The organism is Marinomonas sp. AWM4_232, assembly GCF_056158325.1.
This window is the reverse complement of sequence record NZ_JBSWTA010000001.1, coordinates 2,595,648-2,614,922: the sequence shown is the minus strand read 5'-3', so window position 1 is coordinate 2,614,922 and position 19,275 is coordinate 2,595,648. Positions and strand designations below refer to the sequence as shown.

Below are 19,275 nucleotides of genomic sequence, written 5' to 3'. Positions count from 1 at the left end.
AAAACCACACACGTGTGTGGCTAAATATGGAGCGTACTAAGTACTATCGATCCGTTACTCGGATCACGGTTGCCATGCCTGTATCACCCGCTGCACAGCCGGTAAATAAGCCATAACCACCGCCTCGCAGGGCAAGCTCTTCAATCATTTCTATCATGGCACGTAAGCCCGTTGGCCCTTGTGGATGCCCCCAAATCAGCGAGCAGCCAAAATTGTTCATCTGCATCACATCAATATTCAAAGCTTTCGCTAATGCCACATCATTCACGGCAAAGGGGTTATGGGTTTTAATGGCATCAACTTGCTCAATGCTAATGCCCGCCATGTGTAAAGCACGCTTAGCCGCCTCAATTGGTGCCGCTGGCATATAGGCCAAATCGTCTCGCGCTTGCCCAAAGCCCAATACCTCTACTTTGATCGAGCTATTGGTAGATAACGCCTGCGCCTTGTCACTGTGACAAACAATGATGGCCGCATTACCATCCGCAGGATGCGTCTGATTACCAAAGGTGATCACTCCCCCTTCCATTACTGGTTTTAGCTTTGCCAAGCCTTCGGCTGTGGTTGGGAATACCCCCTCGTCCCCGGTTACCACACACGCTTCTTTTTTGAAATTAGGCGTTGGCACAGACAGAGGTAGTGTCATGTAACGTTTTTGGAAGGCTTGCTCGTCTTTTAGAGCTTCTTGATACTGTTCGTATCGACGTAGGGCAACAGCGTCCAATTCTTCACGAGTGATGTCAAAACGCTTGGCCACGTTCTCACCAGTTTGCATCATAGAATGACCACCCATCGGGTCATTCATCATGTTGTAAAACACTTGATCTTCTGACTGCCCCGCCCCACCAATACCTTGCGGATTCGGATAGAAAATATGTGGGCCATTGGAACAACGATCAGCCGCCATCAATAGCGACACACTGGCCATACCACACATCACTTCAGATGCCGCCGCAAATAGACCACGAGCACTGGTGGCACACACTTGGTTTACCACATGCCCTGGCGTATGCACGGCACCAATATCAAATAGTGGCCAAGGCGCACCATTGAATGATTGATACTGGTTGATGGTCATGCCCAGTACGCCGGAGTCAAACACTGTCGGATCTATTGAGCGTTTAGCAAGTTCTTGCTTTGCAACGTGGGCCGCGAATTTCATTGAATGCAGGTACTGCAAGGAACCCTGCCACTTTGTAAACGGTGTACTCCAATACGCACCATATGGAATCTCTACATTTTGCATCGTCATTTAGATCACCCTTATTGTTATTTTGCAGAACCAGCCATGAATTCACCTAAACCTCCCCAAGACTCCTGGAAGATCTGCTCTGGCATGGTTTTCAAGTCTTCAGCAATGATAGGCTTAAAATCCATCATGCTTAACACGTCTTTCTCAAGATCAAGGCCAGGCGCAATCTCCGTCAACACCACGCCTTCTTTACGTAGTTCCAGCACACAACGCTCGGTAATAAAGAACACTGGCTTATTATTCGCTTGAGCAAACTCACCACTAAAGGTCACATGATCCACCTGCTCAACAAACTTACGGGTTCGGCCTTCTTCTAAGACGGACACTTGGCCACCTTCAAACGACAGCTTAGCGCCATTTACCAAGGTGCCACAGAACACGACTTTCTTAGCGGTTTGCGAAATATTAATAAAGCCACCAGGACCGACGACTTTGGGGCCAAACTTACTAACGTTCAGATTTCCGTTCTGATCCGCCTGAGCCAAACCTAAGAAGGCAATGTCCAAACCACCGCCGTCGTAGAAGTCGAATTGCGCTTCATGCTCAATAATCGCCTCAGCATTCCACGCCGCACCAAAGTCACCACCTGACGCTGGAATACCACCGTAAGTCCCCAACTCAGTCGTTAACATAAAGCGGCTTGCCACGTTTTCTTCCGCTGCCACCGAGGCCACACCATCTGGCATGCCAATCCCAAGGTTTACAATGGCATTGTCATAAAGCTCCATCGCCGCGCGACGAGCGATGATTTTACGCTCGCCAAAAGGCACGGGGGGAATGGCATTTAGAGGAATACGAGCATTACCTGCAAGGCTTGGATTGTACTCTGTAGTGATGGTTTGCATGTGCTGCTCAGCAGGCGCTACCGTCACGTAGTCAACCAGCACGCCTGGCACTTTGACATCTTTTGGTTTAATGGTTTTTGCTTCGACAAGGTATTTAACTTGCGCAATAACAATGCCACCACTATTACGCGCAGCCTGTGCCATCGGCAAGATTTCCGCCAGCTGTGCCTCTTCTTCAACGGATAGGTTGCCATGCTCATCTGCAGTCGTAGCACGAATGACAACCACATTAAGCGGGAATTTCTTATAAAGTAGCCAGTCTTCACCTTCGATATCGATGCGTTTCACCAAATCATCGGTTGCTTTAGAGGTGACCTTGCCACCGCTCAGCAATGGGTCCACATAAGTCCCCATACCAACCTTAGTGATGACACCAGGCTTGTTACCAGCGATTTGACGCCACATGGTAGTTAGCACACCTTGCGGCAGCAAATACCCTTCGATTTTATCTTCAACGATCATGCCCGCCATTTTCGGGGCTTGTCCCGTATGGCCTGAAATCAGACGTTTCACCAACCCCTCATAGGCAAGATGCGACATCCCTGCATCTTTACCATCACCACAACCACAGTCGTGAATCAAAGTAAGACCCTTTGGTTGACCTGTTGTAAGAAAGCGTTGCTCCAGATGACTGGCTACTGCCTCAGCAAAATAAGACATACCAATGGTTGACCAAGCGACCGAGTCACCATCTTTAATTAGGCCAGCAGCCTGCTCGAGAGAGATCACCTTACTCATAATTCACCTTCTATTTTTAGCATTGTTTCGGTGGACCAATTTTGAAATACTGGTTTTAGTCTTTTTGTTGTACTATACAACAATTAATTTTACAAATAATTTTGATTTACATTGTTAAATAATCTAAAAGTAGATGATGAGTTATCTTTTTTTTCGATGGGCGTAAGGAAAATTTGATGACAAACATTGTTGAAATGATAAACAGTTTATGTAAACAATGTATTAATCGACTTTGACGCAGTGATCGAGTCGACTCGAAAACCATAAAAACACGTATAAAAAAAACAATGTGAGGTGGAAAATGAAATATCTTGGACGCAAAAGCTTAGGGCTAATCGCGGGCACATTACTATCAGTTAACGCCATGGCAGAAGCAGAGTTCACCCTAAAACTGCATCACTTTTTGCCACCTATGTCGATGGCACATTCCAAGTTTCTAGAGCCTTGGGCTGAGAAAGTGGAAAAGGAATCCAACGGGCGCATTGATATCGAGCTGTACCCAGCTATGCAACTTGGCGGTAAGCCACCTCAGTTATTCGATCAAGTTCGTAAGGGCATTTCAGACATCACTTGGACAGTAGGTGGTTACACACCAGGCCGCTTCCCTAAAGCAACCGTATTTGAACTTCCTTTCATGCCGAGTACCGCTAAAGCTACTTCTATGGCATTACAGGAATATGCCGAAACCGAGATGCAAGATGAAATGAAAGACGTTCATCTACTTGCCATGCATACTCATGCACCAGGTTCATTCCACTCTCGTGAAAAGGCGATTAAAACTGGTGCTGACCTTGATGGTTTAAAAGTACGCGCGCCAAATAAAATCATGTCCGAAGGTTTTAAAGAGTTTGATGCCAACACCATTTTTATGCCTGTCACTGAAATGGCAAGCGCCATCTCAAAAGGCGTACTAGACGTGGCAGTCTTGCCTTACGAAGTGGTCCTTCCTACTAAAATCTACGAATTGGTTAAACACCACACCGAAATTAAAGGCGATCGTGGTCTTTATACGCAGTTCTTTATCTTTGCTATGAATAAAGACGTGTATGCCGACCTGCCTGCGGATCTACAAAAAGTCATCGACGATAACTCTGGTGTCGCTCTAGCCGGTCACATCGGCAACCTGTTTGACAACTATGAGCAGCATGCTCGTTCCTACGCGGTAAAACAAGGCAACAGCTTCGATTACATTGAAGGAGCTGAATATGACTCATGGAAAGCGAAGCTAGCACCCGTTCGTGAAGAATGGCTTGAAGACATGAATGACGACGATTATGAAGCAGAACGTTTACTTGAAAAAGCGGAAAGCTTGATTAAGAAATACGAGTCAATGTAACCATTGGTCGGTGATTTAGCATGAAACTATCCATTGTGAATGTTGTTGAAGTTGGGTTAAAGCGTGTCTCGATGAGCTTTGCCCTACTGGGGGGTCTTATCATGCTGTGCTTGGCGATCATTACGGTCGCCAGCATCATCGGCAGGACTTTTTTTGGCCAATCAGTAGAAGGTGACTACGAGCTAACCGAGGTAGGTCTCGCGATGGCCGTGTTCCTTTTCTTACCAGAGTGTTATTTGCGTAAAGGCCATATCATCGTAGATTTGTTCACGGCACACTGCCGCCCAAAAACACTGTATCTATTAGATCAATTAGGTCATCTCATTTTTACGTTCGTAAGCGCAGCTTTTGCCTACCGCATGGTATTAAGCGGCCTTGAATCCAAAGACTATTATGAGCAAACCATGATCCTAGAACTCCCAATGTGGTGGGTCTATGTGGTCGGAGTGATCTGTTTTAGTGTCTGCACCTTATGTGGTCTCCAGCGACTTATGTGCAGCCCTGTAGGAGAACAGAATGAGTAATGTACAGCTCGCGTTTCTAATGATGGGGATTCTATTAATCCTGATGAGCATTCGAATTCCCATCGCTCTTGCCATGATGGTGTGTGGCTCCATTGGCTACGTTGCTATTGGTGGATTGCCAGCTTTATTGGAATACCTAGGTACCGCGCCTGTCGCTAAGTTCTCGACTTACGATTTATCCGTTGTGCCACTTTTTCTATTAATGGGTGAACTCGCCACTCGATCCGGTATTACCACTGAGTTGTTCCGCACCTGTAACACTTGGGTGGGTCGCCAAAAAGGCGGTATTGCTATGGCTGCTGTCGCTGGCTGCGCCGCGTTTGGTGCCATTTGTGGCTCTTCTCTTGCAACGGCTTCTACAATGGGCAAAGTGGCGTTACCTGAAATGCGCCGCCTTAATTACTCTGGCAGTTTAGCTGCAGGGGCATTGGCCGCCGGTGGTACCTTAGGAATCTTGATTCCGCCTTCGATGGTACTCATTATTTTTGCTGTACTCACAGAGCAAAACATTTCGAAAATGTTTATTGCAGCGTTTATTCCAGGCTTTCTGGCTGCAGCTGGCTACATGATCACTATTGCCATTTATGTTCGCCTTTATCCGAATTCTGGCCCTCGTGGTGAAGCAACAACTTGGCTACAAAAGCTTAAATCAACCCGTGATGTATGGCACATCACTTTGATCTTCTTAATCGTATTAGGGGGTATTTACTTCGGTATCTTCACGCCTACCGAAGCCGCCTCTGTCGGTGTTGTACTAACAGCCATCTTAGCCATTACTCATGGCAAAATGAGAATGGAAGGGTTACTGGCCAGCTTGATTCGTACTGCCGTATCCTCTGCAATGATTTTCTTCATTGTCTTAGGGGCCGACTTATTCAGCGTGTTTATCGCCCTTTCCAAGCTTCCAGAAATCGGTGTCGAGGTATTGACCAACTCTGGTCTTTCAGCCTATACCATTTTGGTGATCATGCTGATTACTTATCTTATCATGGGATGTTTCTTGGACAGTCTGGCCATGATCCTACTGACCATTCCGATCTACTTCCCAATCATCATGGCGATGGATTTTGGCATTCCGACAGCGGACTTGGGGATTTGGTTCGGAATCATTGCTCTAGTCGTCGTGGAAGTCGGTCTGATTACACCACCGGTGGGCATGAACATTTTCATTATTAAGTCCTTTGACCAGTCACTACCGCTAAAAGAGTGTTTCAAAGGGGTCGTGCCATTTTTACTATCGGACTTCGTACGTGTTGCTTTGTTAGTTATGTTCCCTGGCATCACATTATGGCTCGTCCATGCCATCGGCTAATCATAATGAAAATCTAAGAATCGTTGTAACGCGTTTATTAAGGGGTCTATTAGGCCCCAATTTTTCAAAACTTGATAAGATCAACAATTGTTATAAGTTTCACCAACCTGAGAGATTGATATACAATATTGCGCTTAAATTTTTTCATGCTAGGAAATCAACACATGCAAGACGACCGCTCCAAAAAGTCCGAACAAGAAATCGATTTTGGTGTACTAGGCGAATTTCTAGGTTACCGATTGCGCCGTGCCCAAATGAACTTTTTCGCTAAATTTGGTGAGGTTTGTGAGGATCTAGGCATTAGCCCTGGACTGTTTGCGGTACTCGCGATTGTGGATCGCAACCCAGGTTTGACGCAAACAGCCGTGGCGCAAGCATTAGGTAATGACCGCTCAGCTATGGTTGCCGCAGTAGATAAACTAGAAGGTAAAAATCTGCTAGAGCGCCGACCAGCAGTGAATGACCGTCGCTCCTACGCGCTATTTATGACCGAAGAAGGCAACCGTTTTTTTGCTAACGCTGTTGAGCGCGTGAGTCGTTACGAAAATGAAATGGCCAAGTGTCTAAAAGACGACTCTGAAAAAGAATGGTTGTTGGACGCACTTGAGCGTTTGGCAAATAAGTCTTTGTAACGCCAACAACCTATTTATACTGACGCCCAATCAGAAAAGCCTTGTAGCACAACGTGCCACAAGGCTTTTTAATCCCTGTCAGAGGATTAGCACTCGATGGCGTTTACCGCCAAACCTCCACGGGAGGTTTCTTTGTATTTATCTTGCATATCTTTGCCCGTATCACGCATGGTGCGAATCACTTTATCTAGGGAAATAAAGTGCTCGCCATCACCACGCAACGCCATCTGTGTGGCATTGATTGCTTTCATCGCAGCAATCGCATTACGCTCGATACACGGCACTTGAACTAAGCCACCAACGGGGTCACAGGTTAATCCAAGGTTATGCTCAAGGCCGATTTCAGCAGCATTCTCAACCTGTTGCGGTGTACCGCCCATGACTTCGCAAAGCCCTGCCGCTGCCATAGAGCAAGCAGAGCCCACTTCCCCTTGGCAACCTACTTCTGCCCCTGAGATGGAGGCATTTTTCTTACAAAGCACACCAATGGCTGCCGCAGCAAGTAAGAAGTCAACCACATTTTCTTCCGTTGGATTTGGTACAAACTCCATGTAGTACATGAGTACCGCAGGGATGATTCCCGCCGCCCCGTTAGTTGGCGCTGTGACCATTCGACCACCACCGGCATTCTCTTCGTTAACAGCTAGGGCGTACAAGTTGACCCAGTCCATAGCACTTAAGGTAGAACTGATAATGTTGGGGCGTGTGGCACGGATCAGAGACTTATGCAGGCTCATTGCACGACGGCGGACATTCAAGCCACCAGGCAATATGCCTTCTTTATGCAGGCCATTCGCGATGCAGTCTTTCATCGCCCCCCAAATATCCATCAGGCCGTCACGCACTTCTTGCTCAGAACGAAATACCTTTTCGTTCTCCATCATCAGTTCACTGATTCGAAGCTTGTTGTCTCGACACATTTGCAGCAATTCAACGGCTGTGTTGAAGTCATAAGGCACATCGACCTGTGGCACCAAGGTCGCATCGGCGGTAGCTTCTGACTCGTCAATGACAAAACCACCACCAATCGAGTAATAGGTATTTTGATAGAGACTTGTCCCTGCACTATCAAACGCCGTTAGACGCATGGCATTGGGATGGTACGGGAGTGACTCTTCTAAAAGGAGCATGTCACGCTCCCAAATGAACTCAATGTTGTGTTGAGGAGCCAACACTAAACGCTGGCTACTCAGTAATGCTTCTATACGCGCCGTCACACAGTCAGGGTTAATGCTGTGTGGTCGCTCGCCCATCAATCCCATGATGACCGCATGGTCTGTGCCATGCCCTTTTCCAGTCGCGCTTAATGAGCCATATAACTCTACCAATACACGAGCGGTGTCTTCCGTGAGTTTTCGCTCTAACAACGTTTGGGCAAAATCGGCAGCAGCAGCCATAGGACCCACGGTATGCGAGCTAGAAGGGCCAATGCCAATTTTAAAAAGATCAAATACGCTGATAGACATAACGCCTCCAGAGAGTTTCCAATTGGAAACAAGGTTAACAATAAGAAACAAATACAGATTTTTTGATGTAATTACAAGTATTTGTACGCCTTATTCAGTTTCGCAAGTAGCAAAACTGGTATGAGCGAGCACGGGAAGGGTTTGCAGAGTGGAAATTAGAAGTTGGATAGCGCCAAGCGCTACCCAAGTTTGTATCTATCGCCCAAAAACAACCGTTCGCTTGCCATTCAAGAAGACACGTTTTTCAACGTGACATTTGATCGCATTAAACAATGTTACACGTTCGATATCTTGCCCTTTTGCGACCAAATCTTCTGGATAATGCGCATGATCCACTGTTTGGATACCTTGGGCGATGATTGGACCTTCATCAAGATCATCGTTCACATAGTGAGCCGTTGCGCCAACCATCTTCACGCCCTTTTCCCATGCTTGGTGATAAGGACGAGCACCTTTAAAGCCTGGTAACAATGAGTGGTGAATATTAATCGCACGACCATCTAAGTACTGACACATCTCCGATGAAAGTACCTGCATATAACGAGCTAACACCACTAGCTCAGCATTATACTCTTCGATTAGCTCACGTACCTTAGCCTCTTGCTCAGGCTTGGTATCGGCCGTAATCGGCAAATGGTAGTAAGGAATATTATGCCACTGTGCCAACGACTCTAGATCTGGGTGATTGGAAATGATCACGGGCACTTCGATGTTTAACTGTCCGGTACGGTAGCGGTACAACAAGTCATTCAGACAGTGGTCGTACTTAGACACCATAATCGCTACACGTGGACGATGGTTCGGTGCTGTCAGCTCCCACTCCATTTCGAATTGCTTAGCGCGGGCAGAAAACTCCTCAGTAAACTCTTCTGGGGTAAAATCCGCTGATTGTGGGAAAAACTCTACTCGAATGAAAAAGCGATTCGCTTCACGGTCATCGAACGAATGAATCTCTTCAACGTAGTTCCCAGCTTCAGCCATAAAACGAGTGACCACATCAACGGTACCAATCACACTTGGACAGTTCGCAGTAAAGATCCATGGTTTTGTTGTTGCTTTCATAGGATGTTCTCTCTAGAAGAAGCCGATCCGCATGGCGAATCGGCTGGTATGGAGGGGAAGGAATTACGCTTCAACTACTAAGCCGTATTCGCGGCTAGCATCTTGAATCCATAACCATAGGTAGTCAGAGAAGCTACGACGAATCACTAGTTCAAACGTCTCTTCACCGGAGCGGCGAATCACAGCAGAGCTTTTCGCAAAAACAGACGTGACAACCTTACCTACTGGAAATTCACTAGGGTGAAGATCGATCGGCGAAGACTTTTTGATGACGTCTTTCGCATGCTTACCAGACAAAGTCACCAATGTCTGACCGCCACTCACGTTAACCACTTGGTAGTGGCCAGTCATGTTCTGCTGGAACGCCGTTTCGATGTCAAAAGCCTGCAAACCTGGCACAGTGATCAACCATTCGTCTGGAGAAATCCAACGTACGACAACATCGCCTTGACTAACAGATGTCAGCGGTTGGGTTGGCAAAGCCACACCCAACACTTTCTCAACGACGGACATTTGCTCTGCGTTGTCAGCATTCATACGCAGGGTAATGTGTCCAAGCAGCGCCTCTTCTTTGAAACTTACACCACCAGTGTTTGGACCTTTCTTGGCGATGGTTGCTAAATCAGCGTGAAACAACGGTGATTGACCCACAATGGATGCATCAGGTAGCTGGTTCATGACTGATACCGTTACTGTTTCATTTTTTACATCAGACATTTTGACGCTCCCCTTTTGGATCTAGGAAAATTGGGCTACAAATCTCGGCTTCAACGACACGGCCATCAACTAATGGGTAGTACACTTTTTCGCCCATTTTTTCTAAACCGCCTTTTACAAAGCCCATCGCAATCGAGCGGCCTAAGTTAGCAGACCAGTAGCTAGACGTTACGTGACCCACCATCGGCATTGGAATTGGAGCGGTCGGATCGAATACACCTTGTGCACCTTCTGGCAATACAATGTTCGGATCCACTGTTTTCAAACCAACTAATTGCTTACGATCAGCACGGACACAGTCTTCACGCTTCATGCCACGCTTACCGATGAAGCTGAATGGCTTATTCATGGAAACCGCCCAACCCATACCTAAATCGTAAGGGTGAACAGAGCCGTCAGTATCTTGACCTGCGATAATGAAGCCTTTCTCAGCACGAAGGATGTGCATGGTTTCCGTACCGTATGGTGTCAGGTTGTACTTAGCTCCGTGTTCAAACAGTTTTTCCCAAACATGCAGACCGTAGTTTGCTTGGACGTTGATCTCAAAAGACAGCTCACCCGTGAATGAGATTCGGAACACACGCGCTGGAACGCCGGCAACAGTCATCGGTTTCCAGTCCATGAAACCAAAGTTATCTTTCGACACATCCGCATCCGTTAGCTCTTCTAGAAGCTTACGGCTGTTTGGACCAGAAATCGTCATAGTTGCCCAATGGTCCGTAACAGAAGTGAAGTACACTTCTAGTTCAGGCCATTCTGTTTGATGGTAAAGCTCCAACCAAGTTAGCACGGTTGCAGCACCACCAGATGTGGTTGTCATCAAGAAATGGTTTTCACCAAGACAAGATGTCACACCGTCATCGAATACCATGCCGTCTTCTTTCAGCATTAAGCCGTAACGACATTTACCGACTGGCAGTTTCGCCCACGCGTTTGAGTAAACACGACCTAGGAATTCACGTGCGTCTTTACCTTGGATGTCGATTTTACCCAGTGTAGAAGCGTCCAAAATACCGACCGATTCACGTGTCGCTAGACACTCACGGTTCAAGGCTTCTTGCATTGACTCGCCCGCTTTCGGGAAGTACCAAGGACGTTTCCATTGGCCTACATCCTCGAACTTAGCACCTTGCTCTAGGTGCCACTTATGCATCGCACTGTAGCGCTCAGGATCAAACAACTCTTTGCAATCACGGCCTACGATCGCACCGAATGTGATCGGCGTGTAGTTAGGACGGAAGATCGTTGTTCCTGTATCAGGAATGGTTTGGTTCAATGCGCTGGCTGCGATGGCCATACCATTGATGTTACCCAACTTACCTTGGTCAGTACCAAAGCCCATCGCCGTGTAACGTTTCACGTGCTCGATCGACTCAAAGCCTTCGCGACACGCAAGCTCGATGCCTGCTGCAGTCACATCGTTTTGGTAATCAACAAACTGCTTAGGCGCTTGTGATGTCGGTTTAGTGTGTGAAATATGGTAAAGCGCCATGGCTTTTGATTCAGACACTTGTGCAGACTCAGGCAATGCCACTTCAGCTTTTGCTAGACCAAGCTTTTCTAACGCGTCTTGACCAGCTTGCAGACCTTCAGACAAGGCATCAGCGGTTGTGTAGTGTCCGTTGATCGCACCCGCAGTCAGTTGCTGCTGTACGGTTTTACCTGGAACAAAACCAATCGCAGAGTCATCCCAAACTGGGCGAGAACCCGTGTGACAAGATAGATGCACAACTGGGCTCCAACCACCTGAAGAAGCAACGGTGTCTGCGCTTAACTTCTTAACAGAGCCAGTCACTTTAGAACCGTCTTCACTGATAGAGGCAACCGATACACCGGATACGCGTTTGCTACCTTGAACATCAATCACAGCAGAGCCAGCCATCACAGTAATGCCGCGCTCACGGGCTGCATCCACTAGAGGGCCAGTTGGGTTCTTACGAGTGTCCACAATGGCTTGCACCTTGCGACCTGCATCATGCCAATCCAATGCCGTATGGTAAGCATTGTCATTGGTTGTCATCAGCACCAACTCATTACCTGGCACAACGCCGTAGCGGTTAATGTAAGTGGAAACCGCATTCGCAACCATGACACCTGGTACGTCGTTGTTTGCAAACACCAATGGACGTTCGTGAGCACCAGTTGCTAGAACCACCCATTTTGCGCGCACACGGTGGTAACGAGCACGAACCTGACCATTCGGCGCACGATCCGCTAGATGCTCCGTCATGCGTTGGTGAATCGTTAGGAAGTTATGATCGTGGTAGCCGTTCACAGTAGAGCGAGGTAGCACCAATACATTTTCGTTGGCTTCTAGCTCTTTCGTGACGCTCGCTACCCATGCTGAGCCCGCTTTACCGTCAACCGTTTCTTTGCTACTTAGTAGACTGCCACCAAACTCGTTTTGCTCATCAGCGATGATTACGCGAGCACCACCACGTGCCGCCGCCAAGGCAGCCATTAGACCCGCAGGACCCGCACCAACAACCATCACATCGCAGTGTTGGTTCATCTTGTCGTAGATATCTGGATCGTATTCTTTAGGAGAACGACCTAGACCCGCCGCTTGGCGAATAACTTTTTCATAGGTTTCCCACATAGACTGTGGGTACATGAAGGTTTTGTAGTAGAAACCTGGTGGCATCATTTTACCACCAACTTTGCCTACTAATCCCATCAAGTCCATTTCAACATTTGGCCAACCATTGGTTGAACCTGCTACCAACCCAGAGAACAACTCTTGCTGCGTTGCACGAACGTTCGGCACCTGAGTGGCTTCAGTCGCGCCCAATTGCATGATGGCGTTTGGCTCTTCTGCACCCGCTGCCACAATACCGCGAGGACGGCTGTATTTAAAACTACGACCAACCAGATCAACACCGTTTGCCAACAATGCTGACGCTAGGGTATCCCCAGCAAAACCTTTAAATTGCTTACCGTTATAGGTAAATGTCAGTGGCTTAGAACGGTCAATTCGGCCACCGCTTTGTAGACGATTTTTTTGAGACATGATCCGCTCCCTTTACTCAACCACTTTTGGCTGCTCGCCGATTTTGTAGACTTCTTTAATTTCATACGTTGCTGTATTACGAGTAACGTTGAAAAACTTACGGCAACCAGCCGCATGAACCCACAGTTCATGATGCAAGCCTTTCGGGTTCTTACGGAAGAACATGTAGTTACCCCATTCTTCATCAGTACAAGAATCAGGATCTAGTGGACGAGCGATATGCGCCTGACCGTGATTGTGAAACTCTTCTTCTTCACGGTGCTCACCACAATGCGGGCAATAAATAAGAAACATGTAATAACTCTCCCGTTAGTGTGCTACGCCAGCAGCGCCGTGCTCATCGATAAGCGCGCCGTTGTGGAATCGGAACATAGAGAATGGCTTCGCCAATTCGTGCATTTCGCCTTTCGCAAGAGACGCTGCAAAGACGTTGCCTGACCCTGGTGTGGCTTTAAAACCACCCGTCCCCCAACCACAGTTGAAGAAAAGGTTTTTAACTGGGGTTTCCGAAATGATCGGACAAGCATCTGGACACGTATCCACGATACCGCCCCATTGACGGTTCATGCGCACACGGCTAAAGATCGGGAACATTTCAACAATCGCTTGAATCGTGTGTTCGATCGTAGAGTAAGAACCGCGCTGGCCGTAACCTGTGTAACCATCAATACCCGCACCGATCACCAAGTCACCTTTGTCTGACTGAGACGCGTAACCGTGTACATGGTTAGACATAACCACAGTGTCTAGGATTGGCTTGATTGGCTCGGATACCAAGGCTTGCAATGGGTGAGATTCGAGTGGTAATTCGAAACCTGCCTTAGCAGCCATCACGCCAGAGTGACCCGCTGTGACACAACCTACGCGATCGGCTTTGATATCGCCGTAACGATCGGTTTTAACGCCTACAACCGTGCCATCTTCAATAATGAAATCGACTACTTCTGTTTGCTGGATTAAATCCACACCGCGCATGTCTGCACCACGAGCAAAGCCCCATGCCACGGCATCGTGACGAGCGACACCCGCACGAGGCTGCCAAGACGCGCCCATGACTGGGTAACGAGCATTGTCAGAACAATCAAGGATCGGCACGATCTCATTGACTTGTTTCGCATCCAATACCTCGCCGTCGATACCGTTTAGACGGTTCGCATTAACACGGCGTTCGATGTCGCGCATGTCTTGCAATGTGTGGCCCAAGTTCAGACAGCCACGCTGAGAGAACATCACGTTGTAGTTAAGATCTTGAGATAGACCTTCCCACAATTTCATAGCGTGCTCGTATAGATGCGCCGCTTCGTCCCAGAGGTAGTTAGAACGAACGATCGTCGTATTACGTGCTGTATTACCGCCACCTAAGTAGCCTTTCTCGATCACCGCAACATTCGTGATGTTATGCTCTTTTGCAAGATAATAAGCTGTGGCTAGACCGTGACCACCGCCGCCGACGATGATGACATCGTACTTTTTCTTCGGTGTCGGGTTGCGCCAAACCCGTTGCCAATTTTCATGATGGCTTAGACTGTGCTTTAACAAGCCAAATCCGGAATACTGCTGCATTGTGTCAGCTCCTTATCATGGCAGACCTTCTTGGGACTGCATTACAAAGTGGTAATACTAGCGATAGACTGGGTAGTCGGCGCAAAGCGCGTTTACTTGCTCTGTCACTGCGTTGATCGTATGAAACTTATGTTCAGTCGATTCTGGAAAGCGGAAGGCAGTCATCACTTCAACGTAACTCACGTGCATTGACACAATGCTTGAGTGACTTACAACAGAAAGAACCAGCGGAAGACCAGTAGTGAATAAGGAGACGTTGGAGCGCTCCTGCCAAACCAGAAAAACCAACCTACACCACCTATACTATGAAACCCCCTCAGCGGTAACTTTTTTGATTGCGTCAAATAGATGGTTATTTACGACACCTAAAATAAACGTCGTAAAACGACATAAATACGGTGAATTTGAGCGCCCTTGAGCCAGTCTTTTCATAGAGTTATGCGTTTGAGCCTTACCTTAGTGCTCGCTTTCACATACACTTGCACAATTGCTGCAACACTATTCGTACAGGATCCCTCGTTCACCATGACGCAATCTGTTCAAAAAAAGCACTTTAGTCCCTCTCATGCAGACCACAATCATGCTCATGTGATTACGCCTGACCAGGATAAAGCTCCAATCATGATTGGCTTTGTGCTACTGGAGCACTTTTCTATGGTGGCTTTTACAGGCGCTGTCGATGCTTTGGTGACGGCGAACTTAGTACAAACGGAAAAGCTGTTTGACTACGCGACCCTAAGCCTTACAGGATCGTCTGTTGTCAGTGATTTGGGGATTGAAATTGCGACAGGCAGCAGCGTTGAAGAGGCTCTTAACGCATCAAATCAGTTGTTCGATGTATTAATCGTATGTGGTGGTTATCGTTGCCAATTGGCTGAGCAACCAGCGTTAACCGAGTATCTTAAAAATCATCAAAAGAATGACGCGTACTTGGGCGGATTATGGAATGGCTCAATTGCCTTGGCCCATGCTGGTTTAACTCAAGGACGACGTATCGCCGTTCACCCTGACAATCATCCTTATGTGAAAGAGCATTTCCAAGACACCTCTATTGCCAAAGAAACGTCTATCATTGATGGGTCGATTTTAAGCTGCTCTGGACCTGTGAGCGCTCTAGGAATGATGCTTTCTTTGGTCGAAGACATGCAGGGGAATCGTATTGCACGAGCGGTGAAAGAGATCCTGACCTGTGATCAGCTCGCGGAAAGTCCCATTACCCCGATCCCACAACCGACCGATGAAGCTAAGTACCCAGATGCGCTTAAGAAAGTATTAGAGCTGATGCGTAGCAACATCGAAGAGCCTTTAACTCTTGAAGAACTATTACATTACGCTAGCGTTTCACGTCGTCAGCTTGAGCGCTTGTTTCAGAACCATCTCGAAACCAGTCCATCACGTTATTATCTTGAACTGCGCATCACCTACGCTCGTCGTTTGCTGCAACAGACCAACAAGCCAATTATTGAAGTCGCCATTGCCAGCGGCTTTGTCAGCTCTAGCCATTTTAGTAACTGCTTCAAAGACTACTTTGGCGTTGCACCCAGTAACTTCCGCAAGAAAACCAGCCAAGCGTAACGTCTATTTACTAATAAAAATGGCCTCGAATAGAGGCCATTTTCACATCTAAAGTAAGTAATGACTTACTCAACTTCAATAATTTCGTAGCTATGAACAATGTTCACACCACCGCGCTCAAGCATAAGAGATGCTGAGCAGTACTCTTCCGCAGACAGTTTTACCGCACGCTCCACATGACTTTCTTTGATCTTGCGACCCGTTACGACAAAGTGCACACGAATTTCAGTAAATACAGAAGGCACTGAGTCTGCACGATCCGCATCAATCTGCGCCACGCAAGACACCACATCTTGTCGTGCTTTCTTCAGAATATTCACCACATCGTAGGAAGTACAACCGCCTAAACCGGCTAGGATAAGTTCCATCGGGCGAGGGCCTGCTGTTTGATTGCCATCGATCTCTACTTTAAAGCCAGAGCCCGTTTCAGCAGTAAAATGTACGTCTTCTTGCCAAGCTACACTTGTTTTCATAGCGTTCTTCTCTCAAATCTTATTTAAACAATTCCGCCAGCTTTTCGCCCGGATTGTCTGCTTTCATAAAGGCTTCGCCCACTAGGAAAGCATGAATATTGTTTTCGCGCATCGCCGCCACATCGTCCGGAGTGTGAATGCCACTTTCGGTCACGATCAAACGATCTTTTGGCACATCATTCATCAATTCAAACGTATGCTGCAAACTCAGTTCAAAGGTATGCAAGTCACGGTTGTTAATACCTAACAACTCAGTCTCAGTGTACTCCAATGCCAGCTCTAACTCAGCACGGTTGTGCACTTCTACTAAGACATCCATAGATAGGTCACGAGCCATCTGATCTAGTTCAAGTAGTTCTTTGCCAGATAGGCAAGCAGCAATCAACAAAATACAGTCGGCGCCAATCGAACGCGCTTCCATCACCTGGTAAGGATCAACAATAAAATCCTTACGAATCACAGGCAGTGAACAGGCATTGCGTGCTTCAACTAGATAGTCTTCGTGGCCTTGGAAAAAGTCTTGATCGGTCAATACAGACAAACACGCCGCACCGCCCTTTTCATAGGACACAGCAATGTCTTTTGGAGAAAACGGATCACGCAAAATACCTTTACTTGGAGAGGCTTTTTTCACTTCCGCAATCACACCCGCTTTGCCTACCGCAATTTTGCTGCGTAGGGCTGCGGCAAATCCACGTGTTGGGTTGTGAGCGTTGGCCGCTGCGGCAGCGATTTCAAGATTAGCAAACGGTGTACGAGCTTGGCGTTCAGCGATTTCCTCGTACTTACGCGCCACGATCTTTTTTAAAATTGTTGGAGTCTCGACTTGCATAATAGCTCTCTATTTTAGTTCGCTGTTTCTGTTACATCAGGCATGTAGCAACGAGTAAAACTCGCTAGCTCTTGTAGCTTGATCTTAGCCAAGCCTCCACAGATCACATCTTCTGCAATCGCGACACCTTCTGCTAAGGAATCTGCTACGCCAGAAACGTAGATCGCCGCTCCTGCATTCAATGACACAATATCACGCGGCGCGTTTTCCTTCCCCTTACCTTCTAAAGCCGTCTTTAACATTTCTAGACTACTTTCCGCATCAACCGTTTGCACTAATGACAACGGCTGGCGCTCAATTCCGAATTGTTCTGGCGAAATTTCGTACTCCGTGATTTCGCCGTCTTTCAGCTCGGCAACATACGTTGGCTCAGCAATACTGATCTCATCTAAGCCATCAGCAGAATGTACAACCATCACGTGTTCACTACCCAACGCTTTTAAAACTTCTGCGATAGGACGCACCCACTCTTTACCAAAAACGCCCATGACTTGGCGCTTCGCTCCCGCAGGATTGGTCAACGGTCCCAACAAGTTAAACAAGGTGCGCGTTGCCATTTCTTTACGAGGGCCGACCGCATACTTCATTGCTGAATGGTGATTTGGAGCAAACATAAAACCTAAGCCCAACTCTTGAACGCTACGCTTAACTTGTTCACTGCTTAGGCCTAAATACACGCCCGCTTTTTCCAGTACATCAGCACTGCCCGATTTAGAGGAAACCGAACGACCACCGTGTTTTGCCACACGACCACCGGCCGCTGCGACTGCAAAAGCTGATGCCGTGGAAACGTTGAACAGATTGCCACCGTCACCACCTGTACCACAGGTATCAACTAATGCTTCATCGCCTAAATCAACTTTGGTCGATAACTCACGCATAACCTGAGCCGCTGCAGTAATCTCTTCTACGGTCTCACCTTTCATGCGCAAGCCAATTAAAAAACCACCGATCTGTGCTGGGGTTGCTTGACCCGTCATGATGCCATTCATCACATCACGCATTTCATCACCAGTGAGGTCTTGCTTGTTAACCACCTTGGCAATCGCTTGTTTAATTTCCACCAGCCAACTCCTAATGTTTGAAAAAGTTGTCTAACAGAGCATGACCATGCTCTGTCAAAATAGACTCGGGGTGAAATTGCACCCCTTCAATGTTCATGCTTGTATGTCGTAAGCCCATGATCTCATCCAGCTCACCTTGATCGTTTTGCGTCCACGCCGTTACCTCTAAACAGTCAGGTAAGGTTTCTTGCTTCACCACTAAGGAATGGTAACGGGTCGCATTATAAGGATTAGGCAAATCACGGAACACACCAATCCCCTTATGGTACACCTTTGAGGTTTTTCCGTGCATTACTGTTTTCGCACGAATCACATCACCACCGAATACCTGAGCGATACTCTGATGACCAAGACAAATACCCAACACAGGGATTTTGCCCGCAAAATACTGAATCGTTTCTAAAGACACACCCGCTTCATTCGGCGTACAAGGCCCCGGAGAAATAACGATATGACTCGGCGCCAACGCCTCAATCTCGGCAATCGTTAAAGTGTCGTTACGACGCACACCGACTTCATAGCCCAACTCACGAATATATTGCACCAAGTTATAGGTGAACGAATCGTAGTTGTCGATCATCAGAACCATAGAGTTTAAACCACTGATATGTAAAGCTTTTTAGATAATCAGCCCAATGATATCCGCCATGCTTTTGGCAGCATATTAGAAGGAGGGAATTTGAGCTCGGTCAATACTACATGATTGTCAGAATGAGCGCTATTTTGTGGCGCGACAAGAACATTAGAGAAAGCGCCAGACCTAAACCCAGCGCTTTTGAATGTGCAAAAGCCTCTGATTAGCTGCTTTTTGCTGTTCGTACACATTATTTACCGTTCGTCCCGGTTCATCTCATTGCTCATTTTTCTATGCAAT

At 47.3% G+C, this 19,275-nt stretch carries 18 protein-coding genes; 5 read left to right on the top strand and 13 right to left on the bottom strand.

The window, feature by feature from the left end:
- Positions 1–43: 43 nt before the first annotated feature.
- Positions 44–1,252, bottom strand: a complete 1,209-nt coding sequence (locus ACXAC1_RS12360; RefSeq protein WP_475061757.1) for a thiolase family protein — start codon at positions 1,250–1,252, stop codon at positions 44–46.
- 17 nt (positions 1,253–1,269) lie between these two features.
- The gene (locus ACXAC1_RS12355; RefSeq protein WP_475061755.1) at positions 1,270–2,835 is read right to left on the bottom strand and encodes an acyl CoA:acetate/3-ketoacid CoA transferase; all 1,566 of its coding nucleotides are present in this window, start codon (positions 2,833–2,835) and stop codon (positions 1,270–1,272) included.
- 301 nt (positions 2,836–3,136) lie between these two features.
- Here ACXAC1_RS12355 and ACXAC1_RS12350 point away from each other — a divergent pair, with 301 nt between their 5' ends.
- The 4 genes from ACXAC1_RS12350 (at position 3,137) to ACXAC1_RS12335 (ending at position 6,639) form a co-directional block, all read left to right on the top strand.
- Positions 3,137–4,171: a TRAP transporter substrate-binding protein gene (locus ACXAC1_RS12350; protein WP_475061754.1), complete on the top strand. Its 1,035-nt coding sequence runs from the start codon at positions 3,137–3,139 to the stop codon at positions 4,169–4,171.
- Between the two features lie 20 nt (positions 4,172–4,191).
- Positions 4,192–4,695 (top strand): TRAP transporter small permease, encoded by a 504-nt coding sequence (locus ACXAC1_RS12345; protein ID WP_475061752.1) that lies wholly within the window; start codon positions 4,192–4,194, stop codon positions 4,693–4,695.
- Positions 4,688–6,007 carry a TRAP transporter large permease gene (locus ACXAC1_RS12340; protein ID WP_475061750.1) on the top strand — a complete coding sequence of 440 codons (1,320 nt, stop codon included), beginning with the start codon at positions 4,688–4,690 and terminating at the stop codon, positions 6,005–6,007. The genes ACXAC1_RS12345 and ACXAC1_RS12340 overlap by 8 nt, the downstream gene beginning before the upstream one ends.
- A gap of 164 nt (positions 6,008–6,171) precedes the next feature.
- The gene (locus tag ACXAC1_RS12335; RefSeq protein ID WP_133563285.1) at positions 6,172–6,639 is read left to right on the top strand and encodes a MarR family winged helix-turn-helix transcriptional regulator; all 468 of its coding nucleotides are present in this window, start codon (positions 6,172–6,174) and stop codon (positions 6,637–6,639) included.
- 86 nt (positions 6,640–6,725) lie between these two features.
- On the opposite strand, the gene ACXAC1_RS12330 is transcribed toward ACXAC1_RS12335, so the two are convergent.
- The 7 genes from ACXAC1_RS12330 to ACXAC1_RS12300 form a co-directional block, all read right to left on the bottom strand.
- Positions 6,726–8,105, bottom strand: a complete 1,380-nt coding sequence (locus ACXAC1_RS12330; RefSeq protein ID WP_475061748.1) for an L-serine ammonia-lyase — start codon at positions 8,103–8,105, stop codon at positions 6,726–6,728.
- 195 nt (positions 8,106–8,300) lie between these two features.
- Positions 8,301–9,167 (bottom strand): formyltetrahydrofolate deformylase, encoded by an 867-nt coding sequence (purU, locus tag ACXAC1_RS12325; protein WP_475061746.1) that lies wholly within the window; start codon positions 9,165–9,167, stop codon positions 8,301–8,303.
- Between the two features lie 63 nt (positions 9,168–9,230).
- The gene (locus ACXAC1_RS12320) at positions 9,231–9,884 is read right to left on the bottom strand and encodes a sarcosine oxidase subunit gamma (protein ID WP_475061744.1); all 654 of its coding nucleotides are present in this window, start codon (positions 9,882–9,884) and stop codon (positions 9,231–9,233) included.
- Entirely contained in the window at positions 9,877–12,894 is a 3,018-nt protein-coding gene (locus ACXAC1_RS12315; RefSeq protein WP_475061742.1) for a sarcosine oxidase subunit alpha, read from the bottom strand. Before ACXAC1_RS12315 ends, ACXAC1_RS12320 begins: the two co-directional genes overlap by 8 nt.
- A 12-nt stretch (positions 12,895–12,906) precedes the next feature.
- On the bottom strand, positions 12,907–13,188 hold the full coding sequence (locus ACXAC1_RS12310; protein WP_133563294.1) for a sarcosine oxidase subunit delta: 282 nt from the start codon (positions 13,186–13,188) through the stop codon (positions 12,907–12,909).
- Between the two features lie 15 nt (positions 13,189–13,203).
- Entirely contained in the window at positions 13,204–14,457 is a 1,254-nt protein-coding gene (locus ACXAC1_RS12305; RefSeq protein ID WP_133563296.1) for a sarcosine oxidase subunit beta family protein, read from the bottom strand.
- A gap of 57 nt (positions 14,458–14,514) precedes the next feature.
- Positions 14,515–14,745 (bottom strand): hypothetical protein, encoded by a 231-nt coding sequence (locus tag ACXAC1_RS12300; RefSeq protein ID WP_475061741.1) that lies wholly within the window; start codon positions 14,743–14,745, stop codon positions 14,515–14,517.
- A 237-nt stretch (positions 14,746–14,982) separates the two neighbouring features.
- On the opposite strand from ACXAC1_RS12300, the gene ACXAC1_RS12295 reads away from it, so the two are divergent.
- Positions 14,983–16,032, top strand: coding sequence for a GlxA family transcriptional regulator (locus ACXAC1_RS12295; RefSeq protein ID WP_475061739.1), 1,050 nt, complete (start codon positions 14,983–14,985; stop codon positions 16,030–16,032).
- Positions 16,033–16,097: 65 nt separating this feature from the next.
- Here ACXAC1_RS12295 and ACXAC1_RS12290 read toward each other — a convergent pair whose 3' ends face one another.
- From ACXAC1_RS12290 to ACXAC1_RS12275, 4 genes are read right to left on the bottom strand one after another with little or no spacing between them, the layout of a single operon-like run.
- Complete coding sequence (locus ACXAC1_RS12290; RefSeq protein WP_475061737.1) at positions 16,098–16,505, bottom strand: OsmC family protein; 408 nt, start codon at positions 16,503–16,505, stop codon at positions 16,098–16,100.
- A 19-nt stretch (positions 16,506–16,524) separates the two neighbouring features.
- Complete coding sequence (gene trpC, locus ACXAC1_RS12285) at positions 16,525–17,337, bottom strand: indole-3-glycerol phosphate synthase TrpC (RefSeq protein ID WP_475061735.1); 813 nt, start codon at positions 17,335–17,337, stop codon at positions 16,525–16,527.
- 14 nt (positions 17,338–17,351) lie between these two features.
- Entirely contained in the window at positions 17,352–18,401 is a 1,050-nt protein-coding gene (gene trpD / locus ACXAC1_RS12280) for an anthranilate phosphoribosyltransferase (RefSeq protein ID WP_475061733.1), read from the bottom strand.
- A gap of 10 nt (positions 18,402–18,411) precedes the next feature.
- Complete coding sequence (locus ACXAC1_RS12275; RefSeq protein WP_475061732.1) at positions 18,412–18,990, bottom strand: anthranilate synthase component II; 579 nt, start codon at positions 18,988–18,990, stop codon at positions 18,412–18,414.
- Between the last annotated feature and the right edge of the window lie 285 nt (positions 18,991–19,275).

Excerpts from the sequence above, each read along its gene's own strand:
- ACXAC1_RS12360 (WP_475061757.1), bottom strand. The coding sequence starts at position 1,252 with ATGACGATGCAAAATGTAGAGATTCCATATGGTGCGTATTGGAGTACA.
- ACXAC1_RS12355 (WP_475061755.1), bottom strand. The coding sequence starts at position 2,835 with ATGAGTAAGGTGATCTCTCTCGAGCAGGCTGCTGGCCTAATTAAAGAT.
- ACXAC1_RS12350 (WP_475061754.1), top strand. The coding sequence starts at position 3,137 with ATGAAATATCTTGGACGCAAAAGCTTAGGGCTAATCGCGGGCACATTA.
- ACXAC1_RS12345 (WP_475061752.1), top strand. The coding sequence starts at position 4,192 with ATGAAACTATCCATTGTGAATGTTGTTGAAGTTGGGTTAAAGCGTGTC.
- ACXAC1_RS12340 (WP_475061750.1), top strand. The coding sequence starts at position 4,688 with ATGAGTAATGTACAGCTCGCGTTTCTAATGATGGGGATTCTATTAATC.
- ACXAC1_RS12335 (WP_133563285.1), top strand. The coding sequence starts at position 6,172 with ATGCAAGACGACCGCTCCAAAAAGTCCGAACAAGAAATCGATTTTGGT.
- ACXAC1_RS12330 (WP_475061748.1), bottom strand. The coding sequence starts at position 8,105 with ATGTCTATCAGCGTATTTGATCTTTTTAAAATTGGCATTGGCCCTTCT.
- purU (WP_475061746.1), bottom strand. The coding sequence starts at position 9,167 with ATGAAAGCAACAACAAAACCATGGATCTTTACTGCGAACTGTCCAAGT.
- ACXAC1_RS12320 (WP_475061744.1), bottom strand. The coding sequence starts at position 9,884 with ATGTCTGATGTAAAAAATGAAACAGTAACGGTATCAGTCATGAACCAG.
- ACXAC1_RS12315 (WP_475061742.1), bottom strand. The coding sequence starts at position 12,894 with ATGTCTCAAAAAAATCGTCTACAAAGCGGTGGCCGAATTGACCGTTCT.
- ACXAC1_RS12310 (WP_133563294.1), bottom strand. The coding sequence starts at position 13,188 with ATGTTTCTTATTTATTGCCCGCATTGTGGTGAGCACCGTGAAGAAGAA.
- ACXAC1_RS12305 (WP_133563296.1), bottom strand. The coding sequence starts at position 14,457 with ATGCAGCAGTATTCCGGATTTGGCTTGTTAAAGCACAGTCTAAGCCAT.
- ACXAC1_RS12295 (WP_475061739.1), top strand. The coding sequence starts at position 14,983 with ATGACGCAATCTGTTCAAAAAAAGCACTTTAGTCCCTCTCATGCAGAC.
- ACXAC1_RS12290 (WP_475061737.1), bottom strand. The coding sequence starts at position 16,505 with ATGAAAACAAGTGTAGCTTGGCAAGAAGACGTACATTTTACTGCTGAA.
- trpC (WP_475061735.1), bottom strand. The coding sequence starts at position 17,337 with ATGCAAGTCGAGACTCCAACAATTTTAAAAAAGATCGTGGCGCGTAAG.
- ACXAC1_RS12275 (WP_475061732.1), bottom strand. The coding sequence starts at position 18,990 with ATGGTTCTGATGATCGACAACTACGATTCGTTCACCTATAACTTGGTG.